We start from the raw sequence: 11,060 nt of genomic DNA, 5'->3' as shown, positions 1-11,060 counted from the left end.
GGCAAGAGCCCTTTGGTTACTTTGGGGCTTTTCCAAAGTGACTCGCCGTAAGGGCGAAACCCCCAGCCGCCATCACCAAAAAAACGGATATACACCCAACCCCTAATGCGAAGTCCCCTCCACAAACTCGATCTTGTTGCCAACGTTGTACTTGCCCGACGGCTTGTTCATCGGGATACGCTTGATCTCCTCAAGCGTGTCACTGTCATAAACAATCATCGCCCCATCAGTGGCCCAAATACTCAGCAGCAAGTGCCGACCATCGCGAGTGAACTCGACGTGCGCTGCCGTCTTGCCAGGCATCGGACGCAAGGTACGAGCGATTTCCAGAGTCTGTTTGTCGATCAAATGAATCGCATCGTTGTCCGGCCCGAAAAACACATCCGTCCAGGCATACCGCGAATTGACGTGACTGCGCATGAAAAACCCCGGCCCCAACGTCGGGATTTCCTTGATCAGTTTCCAGGTCTTGAAATCGATGACCGAGATCAGCCCCTTGCTGATGTTCGGCGTGGCAAACACCCACTGACCGTTGCGTTTCCAATAGGTCCCGGACCCCAGGTGCGGCATGCCCGGCAATGGAATGTCGGTGACCACCTTGCCACTGTCGAGGTCGATCACCTGACCCCCTTTGGCCTTACGCGACGTGGCCAGCAACTGCTTGTAGTCCGGTGAAAAGGAAAAGTCGTCGAGCATGTCCTCAGCCTCGATCCGTCGCGGTTCGAAGTCCGGAGTCCCGGCGCTCGACAGTTCCCAGACCTCCTTCACGTCCTTGAGCGCGACGATGAAACTGTCCCGTGGCGGCGCGGTGTAGACCGCGCTGACCCGTGACGCCGTGCCGTCCTGGCCGATGGCTGGAATGGTCTTGACCAGCGACAGATCGCGGGCATCCAGCACGACAAGATTGCCCGGCAAATAGTTACCCACCAACACCCAGCGACCATCCTTGCTCACCGCCAGGTTCCGGGTGTTGAGCCCGGCGCGGACCTCGGCGATCAGCTTCAGGTTGTGCAGGTCGTACAGGCTGACCCAGCCATCGCGCGAGGCGACGTAGACGAAGCGCCCGTCGGGCGAGAACTTCGGCCCGCCATGCACGGCAAAGTGCGAGGTAAACCGCGCCAGCACTTCGAAACGATCGCCGTCGAGGATGTTGATGTGGTGATCGCCAGCTTCCACCACCACGAACAGGTTCAGCGGATCGGCGCCATGCTGGGGCGTGGTGGGCAGCTTGCTGATGTCGGCGAGCATCGAGTGACTGCCGCGAATCTCGTCGTTGCTCCAGGTCGGCGCGGTGGCGGGCGGTTGCTGAAGGTAGCTCACCAGCGCGTCGATCTGCGCCGGGTTGAACACGTTGGCAAACCCGGCCATCTGGCTTGCGGGGCGGCCGTTCTGGATCACGCTGCGGATTTCATCGGGTTTGATCCGGCTCAGACTCTCTGGCAACAACGCCGGCCCGGTACCGCCGAAACGGTTGGCGCCATGGCAGCTTTGGCAATGCTGGCGGTAGTCGTTCGCGGCGTGTTCAAGTGCCGGATCAGCGGCGCCAGCGACAGCACTGACCCATAACAACGGCAGCAGCAGCCCGCGCTTCATAGCGCCACCTTGCCGTGCCGTTGCAACGCCTGAACAGGATAAAAGCGCGCCGGGTATTCCATCGGTTGTGCGGCGAACAGATCGACTACCTTGCCGATCACCGTCAGCGTCGGGATACCGGGCGGGCACTCCAGCGCCAACGTCGGCAGTTGGTGCAGCAAACCACGGGCGACGTGCTGCTCAGGGCGCGTGCCGTTGCTGACCAGCGCTGCCGGCGTGTCGGCCGACAACCCGGCCTCGATCAGGTGCTTAGCGATAACCCCGAGGTTCGATAAGCCCATGTAAAACACCAGGGTCTGGCTGCTGTCGGCCAGATCGCGCCAAGGCAGTTTCAACTCGCCATCGTGTTGCAAGTGGCCGGTGATGAATCGACAGGAATTGACCAGGTCCCGGTGCGTCAGCGGGATGCCGGCGTAAGCGCTGCACCCGGACGCGGCGGTGATGCCCGGCACCACCTGGCAGTCGATATTGCGCTGCAGCAGATACTGCAACTCCTCGGCGCCGCGACCGAAGATGAATGGGTCGCCACCCTTGAGACGGACCACGCGTTGCCCTTGCTCGGCGAGGTCGGCCAGCAGCTCGTTGATTTGTTCCTGGGGCAGGCTGTGGCAGCCGCTGGCCTTGCCGACGTAATGCCGGGCGCAAGTGAGGGGGATCAGCGTCAGCAGGTCGGGGCTGATCAGGCGGTCGTAAACCACGGCGTCGGCCTGCATCAACAGGCTCCAGGCGCGCAGGGTCAGCAGGCGTGGATCGCCGGGGCCCGCGCCGACCAGGGCGACTTCGCCCGGTCTGAACAGGGACGCAAGTGCGGCCGGTAAAATAATCGATGGGTACATGGGACGTCCTTGGTTCTTCATCAGGTTGGCCGGGGCTTGCCAGGCGGATGCTTCAGTGCATGACGCAAGGGATTGTCGTGATGGGCGGCACACCGATTTCTTCATCGCTGAGGTGGCAACCGGGATCCTGCCCCCACAGATCGCCTTCGGCCCAGGCGCGGGTTCGGGTGTTGCCGTTGCAGATGTCCAGCCAGCGGCATTGGCCACAGCGGCCGCCGACGGCGCGCGGATGCGCCCGCAGCTGCTGCAACAAGGTGTCCGGCTGGTCCAGCCACAGCGTGCGAAACGGTGTGTGCCGCACGTTGCCCACCGAGTGCTGCCACCAATAGGTGTCCGGGTGCACTTCGCCGGTGTTGTCGATGTTGGCGATGCCGCTGCCCGAGGCATTGCCGCCCCAGGCGCGCAGCATGTGTTCCAGGCGCGGGTAATGTTCGGGCAGATGCAGCCCCACCCATTGCAGCAACAGAACCGCGTCGGCATCGTTGTTGCCGCTGACGAAATCGCTGTCGCGACCCTGCGCGATGTCTTCCCAGGCGCGTTCGAAAATCAGCGTCATCGCCTCGCGGCTCATCTGTTGCCGGGCGTCGAGCTGGCGACTGCGTTTGCCGCGACCGCTGTAGTTGAGGTGCGACAGGTAAAACTTTTGCACGTCGTACTCGCGCATCAGCGCCAGCAATTGGGGAAGCTGCGCATGGTTTTCCTGGGTCAGGGTGGTGCGCAGGCCGACCCGAATACCTTGTTCGCGACAAAGGCGGATCGCCCGCATGGAACTGGCAAAACTGCCCTTGAGTTGGCGGAAGGCGTCATGGGTGGCTTCCAGTCCATCGATGCTGATCCCGACATAGTCGAAATTCGCCGCACGGATCTGCGTGATGTTGTGCTCATCGATCAGCGTGCCGTTGGTGGACAAGGCAACAAAGAAACCCTTGGCGCGGGCGTAGGCGCTGAGCACAAACAGATCATCACGCAGCAGCGGTTCACCGCCGGACAGGATGAGCACCTTCACTCCGGCAGCGTGCAGATCATCGATCACGCTCAGTGCGGCGGGCGTATCCAGTTCATCGCGAAAGACACTGTCGGCCGAGGTTGCGTAGCAGTGTTTGCAGGTCAGGTTGCAGCGCCGCAGCAGGTTCCAGATCACCACGGGCGGCCGGTTGCTGCCCGGTGGGCTGGTTCTGGGGGCGGGCGCCTGGCCGGCCAGCGCACGCAGGTATTGGCTGATCCTTAACATGCAACTCTCCTTGAGTCGGCGCGCGTTCAGTGCGTTGCGGGTGGCAGGCGCAATCCGGTTTTTTTCAGGATGCGGCTGCTCACCAGCATCTCGTCGGCGGCACAGGCATCGCCCAGCAAGTAGCGAAGGTGTTCGCGGTAGCTGTCGATTTCCTCGCTGCTGCGACCGTGCACCATGGCAAACAGGTTGTAGCGCCAGTCCTCACGGCGCGGGCGTCGATAGCAATGGCTGACGAAAGGCTGCGCACCGATCAGCGCACCGAGGTGCGGCATGTCGGCGTCGCGCACATCCCAGACCGTCATGCCGTTGTAGCGATAACCCAGGCGATAGTGGTTGGGGACGGCGGCGATGCGCCGGATGGCGCCCTCGGCCTGCAAACGCTTGAGCAAGTCCAGGGTGGATTCGATGCTCAAGTCCAGCTGCTCGGCGAGCCAGGCCCAAGGATCGTCCAGTAAGGGCAGGCCGGTCTGGGTCAGCTCGATCAGGCGATGGGCCAGGGTGTCTTCAGACCGGGAAATACAAACCGACATGGTAGGTCTCCTCTTTGGGCAGATTCAGCAGCGGCAAGCCGGTCAGGGATTCAATGCGCTGCAGGGTCTCGGCAATGCCTTGTTCGGTCGGGCAACCGAGCACAAACCACATGTTCCAGGGGTGTTCGCGTCGATAGTTGTGGGCCACTTCCGGCAGGGCGTGCAGTTGCTCGGCGACGTCTTCGAAGCGTTCTTCCGGCACCGCCAGCGCCGCGAGCGTGAAGGCACCGCCCAGCCGTTCAATGTCGAACATCGGGCCGAAGCGCGTAAGCACGCCGTCTTCCAGCAGTGCGTGGAGCCGATCGAGCAGTTCGCTGCTGCTGCTTTGCAGTTCGGCGGCCAGTACTTTCCAGGGATGGCGCACCAGCGGCAGGCCCAGTTGCAAGCGGTTGATCAGTCGACGGTCGAGGTCATCCACGGTCGGAGGCTCCTGTTGATGAGGGCGCAAAGCGCCCGCCGCATTGTTTGAAGGCGTGGGTGCTGAACAGCAGTTGGTGGGGCAGGTCGCTCAGCAGGTGTTCTTCGAGCAGCGCCTGAATGTGCGCCGCGACTTGATCGCGTTGGCGACCGTGAACCATGCAGAACAAGTTGTATCGCCAGTCAGGCAAGCGTCGCGGCCGCTGATAGCAGAGGGTAATGCCGGGCGCTCGCCCCAGGCGCTGGCCGACTTCGTCGATCAACGCGTCCGGAATGTCCAGCACCAGCATCGCGTTGGCGGTAAAGCCCAGCGCGCGATGGTTGAGCACCAGGCCAACCCGGCGGAACAACCCTTGTTCGTGCCACTGGTGCATTTGCGCGAGCACCTGGTTTTCCTCGGCGTTGATCCGTTCGGCGAGTGCCTGATAAGGACGCGAGACCAGCGGCAACCCGCCTTCCAGGTGCCGACGCAGGGCCAGTGCCTGTTTGGGATTCAATGGCGCTTTCATCGGCTTTCTCCGAGGGCAAAGCCGAGGTCGATGCGGTAAGCGGTCAACATCGGCAGGTCCAGCGGGGTGAGGCCGGTGTCGCGCTCCAGTTCTTCGAGAATGCGCTCGATGTGTTGGCGATCGGGCCCGGTCAACACAAACCACAGGTTGTAGTGATGCTCGCGCGCGTAGTTGTGATTGACCTCGGGGTATTGGCTGACGCGCTCGGCGACCTGATGCAGGCGTTCGGCGGGCACGGCGAGGGCGGCGAGGGTGCTGGCGCCGGCACGGCTGTGGTCGAACACCGGGCCGATCCGCGACAAGGCCCCGGCCAGTTCCAGGCGTTGCAGGCAGGCGATCACTTGCGACTCGCTGCAACCCAACACCTGGGCCATTTCGAGATAAGGTTCAGGGCACAGCGGCATGCCATGCTGGAAGCGATCGATCAGTTGGCAGGCAAGCAGGTCGAGGTCCATTTCAATAGCCCATTTTTTGTGCGCGGCTGCTGAAGAAGATGCCGCTCGGCGCGGTGGCCGGCAGGGTGCTCAGCTGTTTCAGGCTGTACGGGTCCCAGACCTGAACCTGATTGCCGTCGCGTAACGACAGCCACAGCTGATCGCCGCGCGCGGTGAATTCCATGTGCAGCACCGCCGGGCCCGGTCGCAGGTCGGCGACCACGGCGTGGGTTTCGGTGTCGATCACCTGGACCCGATCATTGTCCGGGTAGGCGAAATTGACCCACAGTTGCCGACCGTCCGGGCGCGAGGTGACGAACACCGGTTGGCCGGCCACGGGGATCACGGCGCTCTGCTGCCAGGTGCGCGAATCCATCACCAACACTTGATGGCGACCGACAGCGGGGACGAAGGCCTGATGGTCGGCGACGGCCCAGCCCTCAAGGTGCGGCATTTTGTAGACCGGCAGTTTTGCCTGGCCGCGTCCGTAATCACCGAGCACCCGCTTTACCCCACGCTCGGGATGCCAGAGGTCGAGTTGCGCCATGCCGTCTTCACCGAACAGGCCGGCCATGTAGTAGCGCCCGTCCGGGGTGATCAGCGCGTCGTAGGGTTGTTCGCCGATATTGGTGAAGCGGTTGATCTGCGGGGTGGTGCCCTGGCTGAAATCCAGGGTCCAGATCTCGCCGGTGTCGAACAGGCTGAACACAAAACGCTGGCCGGGCGCGTCGACCAGGCCGACCACGCGGGAACGCTTGCTGCCATCGGCCAGTGGGGTAGCGGGAATGTCGGCCACCAGTTGCAAGGTCTGTGCATCAAAGACCTTGACCCCGCCCGGCACATAGTTGGATACGGCGATCAATTTGCCGTCCTGACTGATGGCGCCGCCGATGCTGTTGCCGCCCTGGATCACTCGGTGATCGATGCGTCGGGTCAGCAGGTCGATCTTGCTCAGACCGCCGTCGCGGCCGAACACATAGGCATAGCGCTGGTCGCGGGAGAACACCACCGAGGCGTGGGACAGGTCGCCCAACCCTTCGAGCCGGGCCAGCGAAGTGCGGTTGTCGCTTTCGATGATTTGCAGGCTGCCAGTGGCGCGTTCCACCACCACGCCCAAGTCGCCGGTGCCACGCAAGGGTGGCTGAGCGCAGGCGGACAATAACAGCCCGGTCGCCGCTGACAGCAGGATTGAACGGATCATGGTGCGGGATATCCCTGGAGAAGAAGATCGATCAGCCAACGGATGTCGGCGGTGCTGAGCAGCGGGGCCCAACCGGGCATCGCGGTACCGGGCCGGCCATGGGTGACGGTGGCAATCAGGCTGTCCCTGGACTTGCCCGCCAGCGCTTTGCGGGTCAGTTCGGGGCCGAGGCCGCCGGTCATGTGCAGCCCATGGCAGGCGCCACAGTCCTGGGCCAGCAGGTGTTCGAGTTGCGCCTGACGCTGGGCGTCGGGCGCGGCAACCGTGGTTGCGCAAATGAGGAGGAGGGCCGCCAGAACCAGAGCCTTTCGAAAAATCATCATGGCGCCCTCCAGGCGGTTATTTGAGCGTCAGGACCCAGGTCGCGAGCATCTTCGCTTCCTCATCCGTGACCGGGTTTGCCGGCATCGGCATCGGTCCCCAATTGCCCTGTGTGCCGTTTTTGATATGACTGGCCAGGGTGTCCGCGGCCCCGGCTACGCCCGCATTCTTGGCCGCTACATCCTTGAGTGCCGGGCCGACCAGTTTGGTGTCGATGGAGTGGCAGGCGGCGCAGGGTTTGCTCTTGAACAGCTCCAGCGCGTCCTGGGCCATGGCCGGTTGCACGCTCAGCGCAGCGGTCAGGGCGAACAGTGAAAGCAGAGTATTTTTCATGGTGTTTCCTTGCATTGATGGAGCTCAATAGATGTCGTGTTGGGTGTTGTAGACGTTGAACTTTCCGGTGGGTGTGATCAGTCGTTTGTCCTTGATGACTGACTTGAGCTTCAGGGTTTTATCGTCGATCACCACCAGCGCCGATTCGTCGGCCTGGCCGCTCCACACGGAGAACCAGACTTCATCGCCGGCCTTGTTGTATTCCGGTTGCACGACGCGCATCGCCCCTTGCTTGATGCCCGCGTATTCGGCGATGGGCAGCACGGTGTAGCCGGCGTCGAGCTTGTCGATGTTGAACACCGCCACCGACTGACTGAGTTTTGCGTCCGGGTTGAGGGTGGTGTCGACGTACAGGTGACGGGAGTTGGGGTGGGTCTTGATGAACAGCGATCCGCCGCCCTGGCCCTTGATCGAGGCGACCTGTTTCCAGGCGTATTGCGCGTGTTTGACCGGGTCGGTACCGATCAGCGAGATGCCTTCATCGCCCAGGTGGCTGGTGGCCCAGACCGGCCCGTAGGTCGGGTGGTCGAAGTTGGCGCCGCGCCCAGGGTGCGGGGTTTTGCCGACGTCCACGAGCGCGGTCAACTTGCGCTCCTTGGAGTCGATCACGGCGACTTTGTTGGAGTTGTTGGCGGCGGTCATGAAGTAGCGGTGCGTGCTGTCCCAACCGCCGTCATGCAGGAACGGCGCGGCGTCGATGGAGGTGACGGTGGGGTTCTTGATGTCCTGGTAATTGACCAGCATGACCTTGCCGGTTTCCTTGACGTTGACGATGAACTCCGGCCATTCGTGGGACGCGATGATTGCCGCGACCCTCGGCTCAGGGTGATATTCCTGCTTGTCGACGGTCATGCCGCGTGTCGAGACGATCTGCTTCGGCTCCAGGGTTTCGCCGTCCATGATGGTGAACTGCGGCGGCCAATAGGAACCGGCGATGGTGTACTTGTCCTCGTAGCCCTTGAACTTGGAGGTCTCGACCGAGCGCGCTTCGATGCCCACTTTGACTTCGGCGACCTTGGTCGGCTCCACCGGCCACAGGTCGATCATGTCGATCCGGGCGTCGCGGCCAATCACCAGCAAGTAGCGGCCCGAGGCGGAGATCCGCGAGATGTGCACCGCATAACCGGTCTCGATCAGCTTGACGATTTTCTTGCTGTCGCCGTCGATCAGGGCAATCTTGCCGTCATCGCGCAACGTCACCGAAAACAGGTTGGGCAGGTCGAGTTTGCTCAATTGTTTTTTCGGACGATCCTCGGGTTTGACCAGCACCTTCCAGGTTTTCAGCGTCTCGGCCATGCCCCATTCCGGTGGTGTCGGCGGCGTGTGCTGAACGAACTTGGCCATGGCCGTGATTTGCTCCTTGGTCAGGGCATTGGACGTCCCCCAGTTCGGCATGCCTGCCGGTGAACCGTAGGTAATCAAGGCCTCCAGGAACGGTTGCCCGCGCGACTGGGTGATGTCCGGGGTCAGCGGCTTGCCGGTCGCCCCTTTGCGCAGCACGCCGTGACAGCCGGCGCAGCGCTGGAAGTAGATTTCCTTGGATGAATCGAACTCGGCCCGGCTCATATCGGGAGCGCCAGCGGTTTTGACCATGGGCGGTGTGGCGGCGGGCTCGTTGGCTCTGGCTGCGTGAGACACCGCAAAGGCCAGTGTCGAACACAGGGTGGCGACGGTCAGAGCAAACGTTTTTCTATTGCTGATCAGCATTCCATTTCTCCTCAGGCAAGACCTTTGCGATGCGCTGGAACGACAGCGCAGGACGCAGGTTCTTAGTGCGCTGCAAGGCTATGCCCGAGCAGGCCAATGCCCGCTTGACGGCGATCAAGTTTGTCGGCCATGTCACTTGCCAGGTTGTCGCAGGGGTCCGTAGCGTGTCCCTCAATTCTGTTGTTGAATCAGGTGCCCCATGGACCATCTCCCGTCTGGCGAACACAAGGCCGAACCCTTCTACCAACCGCTCAACAATGAGGAGGCGCTGTTCGAGCAGGCCTGGCAACACGGCATGCCGGTGCTGATCAAGGGGCCGACCGGTTGCGGCAAGACCCGTTTCGTCCAGCACATGGCGCATCGGTTGAACCTGCCGCTGTACACCGTGGCGTGCCACGACGACCTGAGCGCGGCTGACTTGATCGGTCGCCATCTGATCGGTGCCCAGGGCACCTGGTGGCAGGACGGACCGCTGACCCGCGCGGTGCGCGAAGGCGGCATCTGTTATCTCGACGAAGTGGTCGAGGCGCGCCAGGACACCGTGGTGGTGTTGCATCCACTGGCTGACGATCGTCGCGAGTTGTTCCTGGAACGCACCGGCGAGGTGTTGCAGGCGCCGCCGTCCTTCATGCTGGTGGTGTCCTACAACCCCGGTTACCAGAACCTGCTCAAAGGCATGAAACCCAGTACCCGGCAACGCTTCGTGGCGATGCGTTTCGATTACCCGCCGGTGGCCGAAGAGGAGCGCATTGTTGCCCGCGAGGCCCAGGTGGACAGCGCGCTGGCAGCGCAAGTGGTCAGGCTGGGGCAGGCGCTACGCCGGCTCGATCAGCATGATCTGGAGGAAGTCGCTTCGACGCGGTTGCTGATTTTCACCGCACGAATGATCCGCGCCGGCATGAGCCCGCGTGAGGCGTGCATGGCCTGCCTGGCCGAACCATTGAGCGACGATCCGCTGACCGTTGCGGCGCTGATGGACGTGGTTGATGTCCACTTCGGTTGAACCCGGCGGCGTTGCGGCCAGGCATTTGCCGGGCGATCTGGCTATGTGGTTTTTCATTCTGGCCGAGCTGTCGGTGTTTGCCATTCTGATTCTGGTGTTCGCCGTGACCCAGGCACTCAAGCCGCAGCTGTTCAGCGAAAGCCGTCTGTTGCTGAACACGTCGACCGGTCTGGCGATGACCCTGAGCCTGCTCACCGCCGGGCTGTTCGCGGCGCTGGCGCAGGCGCAAGTCAGGCGCTCACGGCCTCGCTACGGCGCTGTCTGGTTGTTGGCGGCGTTGCTCGTCGCCAGTGTCTATGTGGTGTTGAAAGTCACCGAGTACCGACACTTGCTGGCCTCGGGGCTGGGCATGGAGCACAACACGTTTTTCACGCTGTACTGGATCCTCACCGGGTTTCATTTTCTTCATGTGTTGCTTGGCATGTTCATCCTCGGATGGCTGGCCGAGCGTTGCCGTCGTGGGTTGTACGACGCCAGTAATCGCAGCGGATTTGAATCCGGCGTGTTGTATTGGCACATGGTTGATCTGATCTGGGTGGTGTTGTTTCCGCTGGTTTACGTGCTGGGTTGATGAGGTTTTCATGTCTGCTTCCAGGTTTTTGTTTGTCTGCTGGGCAGCGCTGGCCACGCTGAGCGTAAGCACTGTGTTGCTGGCGCAGTCGGGCGCGACAGGGTTGTTGTCCGTGGCCATTTTGCTGGTGGCGGTTGTCAAGGCCTGGTTGATTACTGATGGCTTTATGGAAATGCGCCATGCGCCGCGATTGTGGCGTCGGTTGTTGGTGAGTTGGGCGTTGGTGTTGGCGGTGGTTGTGGGGGGGATGTTGGTGGTGGTTGATTGAGTACATATCCGTTTCTGTGGTGATGGCGGCTATTGGTTTCGCCCTTACGGCGAGTCACTTGGAAGAGCCCCAAGTAACCAAGGGCTCTTGCCCCTTTCGTTCGGTG

14 protein-coding genes are annotated in these 11,060 nt (G+C 62.2%); 3 read left to right on the top strand and 11 right to left on the bottom strand.

Going from position 1 to position 11,060, the window contains the following annotated elements; all coding sequences use genetic code 11:
- Window positions 1–102: 102 nt before the first annotated feature.
- From PMI32_RS02835 to nirS, 11 genes are read right to left on the bottom strand one after another with little or no spacing between them, the layout of a single operon-like run.
- Window positions 103–1,593 (bottom strand): cytochrome D1 domain-containing protein, encoded by a 1,491-nt coding sequence (locus PMI32_RS02835; protein WP_008034430.1) that lies wholly within the window; start codon window positions 1,591–1,593, stop codon window positions 103–105.
- On the bottom strand, window positions 1,590–2,429 hold the full coding sequence (gene cobA, locus PMI32_RS02840) for a uroporphyrinogen-III C-methyltransferase (protein WP_008034428.1): 840 nt from the start codon (window positions 2,427–2,429) through the stop codon (window positions 1,590–1,592). The genes PMI32_RS02835 and cobA overlap by 4 nt, the downstream gene beginning before the upstream one ends.
- 52 nt (window positions 2,430–2,481) lie before the next feature.
- The gene (nirJ, locus tag PMI32_RS02845; RefSeq protein WP_008034426.1) at window positions 2,482–3,660 is read right to left on the bottom strand and encodes a heme d1 biosynthesis radical SAM protein NirJ; all 1,179 of its coding nucleotides are present in this window, start codon (window positions 3,658–3,660) and stop codon (window positions 2,482–2,484) included.
- A gap of 26 nt (window positions 3,661–3,686) precedes the next feature.
- Window positions 3,687–4,190: a siroheme decarboxylase subunit beta gene (ahbB, locus tag PMI32_RS02850; RefSeq protein WP_008034423.1), complete on the bottom strand. Its 504-nt coding sequence runs from the start codon at window positions 4,188–4,190 to the stop codon at window positions 3,687–3,689.
- Entirely contained in the window at window positions 4,165–4,608 is a 444-nt protein-coding gene (locus tag PMI32_RS02855; protein WP_008034421.1) for an Lrp/AsnC family transcriptional regulator, read from the bottom strand. The genes ahbB (PMI32_RS02850) and PMI32_RS02855 overlap by 26 nt, the downstream gene beginning before the upstream one ends.
- The gene (gene ahbB, locus PMI32_RS02860) at window positions 4,601–5,116 is read right to left on the bottom strand and encodes a siroheme decarboxylase subunit beta (protein WP_008034419.1); all 516 of its coding nucleotides are present in this window, start codon (window positions 5,114–5,116) and stop codon (window positions 4,601–4,603) included. Before ahbB (PMI32_RS02860) ends, PMI32_RS02855 begins: the two co-directional genes overlap by 8 nt.
- On the bottom strand, window positions 5,113–5,571 hold the full coding sequence (locus tag PMI32_RS02865) for an Lrp/AsnC family transcriptional regulator (protein ID WP_008034417.1): 459 nt from the start codon (window positions 5,569–5,571) through the stop codon (window positions 5,113–5,115). Before PMI32_RS02865 ends, ahbB (PMI32_RS02860) begins: the two co-directional genes overlap by 4 nt.
- Before the next feature lies 1 nt (window position 5,572).
- Window positions 5,573–6,751 (bottom strand): cytochrome D1 domain-containing protein, encoded by a 1,179-nt coding sequence (locus PMI32_RS02870; protein ID WP_008034415.1) that lies wholly within the window; start codon window positions 6,749–6,751, stop codon window positions 5,573–5,575.
- Complete coding sequence (locus PMI32_RS02875; protein ID WP_008034414.1) at window positions 6,748–7,074, bottom strand: c-type cytochrome; 327 nt, start codon at window positions 7,072–7,074, stop codon at window positions 6,748–6,750. The genes PMI32_RS02870 and PMI32_RS02875 overlap by 4 nt, the downstream gene beginning before the upstream one ends.
- Window positions 7,075–7,090: 16 nt before the next feature.
- The gene (locus PMI32_RS02880; protein WP_008034413.1) at window positions 7,091–7,405 is read right to left on the bottom strand and encodes a c-type cytochrome; all 315 of its coding nucleotides are present in this window, start codon (window positions 7,403–7,405) and stop codon (window positions 7,091–7,093) included.
- A 24-nt stretch (window positions 7,406–7,429) separates the two neighbouring features.
- Complete coding sequence (gene nirS, locus PMI32_RS02885) at window positions 7,430–9,112, bottom strand: nitrite reductase (protein ID WP_008034412.1); 1,683 nt, start codon at window positions 9,110–9,112, stop codon at window positions 7,430–7,432.
- A 199-nt stretch (window positions 9,113–9,311) separates the two neighbouring features.
- On the opposite strand from nirS, the gene PMI32_RS02890 reads away from it, so the two are divergent.
- From PMI32_RS02890 to PMI32_RS02900, 3 genes are read left to right on the top strand one after another with little or no spacing between them, the layout of a single operon-like run.
- Window positions 9,312–10,115: a CbbQ/NirQ/NorQ/GpvN family protein gene (locus PMI32_RS02890; protein WP_008034410.1), complete on the top strand. Its 804-nt coding sequence runs from the start codon at window positions 9,312–9,314 to the stop codon at window positions 10,113–10,115.
- Complete coding sequence (locus PMI32_RS02895; protein WP_008034407.1) at window positions 10,099–10,686, top strand: cytochrome c oxidase subunit 3 family protein; 588 nt, start codon at window positions 10,099–10,101, stop codon at window positions 10,684–10,686. Before PMI32_RS02890 ends, PMI32_RS02895 begins: the two co-directional genes overlap by 17 nt.
- A gap of 10 nt (window positions 10,687–10,696) precedes the next feature.
- A complete protein-coding gene (locus PMI32_RS02900) occupies window positions 10,697–10,954 on the top strand; it encodes a cytochrome C oxidase subunit IV family protein (protein ID WP_008034406.1) in 258 nt (85 codons plus the stop codon).
- Window positions 10,955–11,060: the final 106 nt, after the last annotated feature.

Origin of the sequence: Pseudomonas sp. GM60 (assembly GCF_000282415.1) — a bacterium.
Taxonomy (GTDB): domain Bacteria; phylum Pseudomonadota; class Gammaproteobacteria; order Pseudomonadales; family Pseudomonadaceae; genus Aquipseudomonas; species Aquipseudomonas migulae.
The sequence above is the reverse complement of the archived record's forward strand: the minus strand, read 5'-3'. Positions and strand labels throughout refer to the sequence as shown.

Excerpts from the sequence above, each read along its gene's own strand:
- PMI32_RS02835 (WP_008034430.1), bottom strand. The coding sequence starts at position 1,593 with ATGAAGCGCGGGCTGCTGCTGCCGTTGTTATGGGTCAGTGCTGTCGCT.
- cobA (WP_008034428.1), bottom strand. The coding sequence starts at position 2,429 with ATGTACCCATCGATTATTTTACCGGCCGCACTTGCGTCCCTGTTCAGA.
- nirJ (WP_008034426.1), bottom strand. The coding sequence starts at position 3,660 with ATGTTAAGGATCAGCCAATACCTGCGTGCGCTGGCCGGCCAGGCGCCC.
- ahbB (WP_008034423.1), bottom strand. The coding sequence starts at position 4,190 with ATGTCGGTTTGTATTTCCCGGTCTGAAGACACCCTGGCCCATCGCCTG.
- ahbB (WP_008034419.1), bottom strand. The coding sequence starts at position 5,116 with ATGAAAGCGCCATTGAATCCCAAACAGGCACTGGCCCTGCGTCGGCAC.
- PMI32_RS02865 (WP_008034417.1), bottom strand. The coding sequence starts at position 5,571 with ATGGACCTCGACCTGCTTGCCTGCCAACTGATCGATCGCTTCCAGCAT.
- PMI32_RS02870 (WP_008034415.1), bottom strand. The coding sequence starts at position 6,751 with ATGATCCGTTCAATCCTGCTGTCAGCGGCGACCGGGCTGTTATTGTCC.
- PMI32_RS02875 (WP_008034414.1), bottom strand. The coding sequence starts at position 7,074 with ATGATGATTTTTCGAAAGGCTCTGGTTCTGGCGGCCCTCCTCCTCATT.
- PMI32_RS02880 (WP_008034413.1), bottom strand. The coding sequence starts at position 7,405 with ATGAAAAATACTCTGCTTTCACTGTTCGCCCTGACCGCTGCGCTGAGC.
- nirS (WP_008034412.1), bottom strand. The coding sequence starts at position 9,112 with ATGCTGATCAGCAATAGAAAAACGTTTGCTCTGACCGTCGCCACCCTG.
- PMI32_RS02890 (WP_008034410.1), top strand. The coding sequence starts at position 9,312 with ATGGACCATCTCCCGTCTGGCGAACACAAGGCCGAACCCTTCTACCAA.
- PMI32_RS02895 (WP_008034407.1), top strand. The coding sequence starts at position 10,099 with ATGTCCACTTCGGTTGAACCCGGCGGCGTTGCGGCCAGGCATTTGCCG.
- PMI32_RS02900 (WP_008034406.1), top strand. The coding sequence starts at position 10,697 with ATGTCTGCTTCCAGGTTTTTGTTTGTCTGCTGGGCAGCGCTGGCCACG.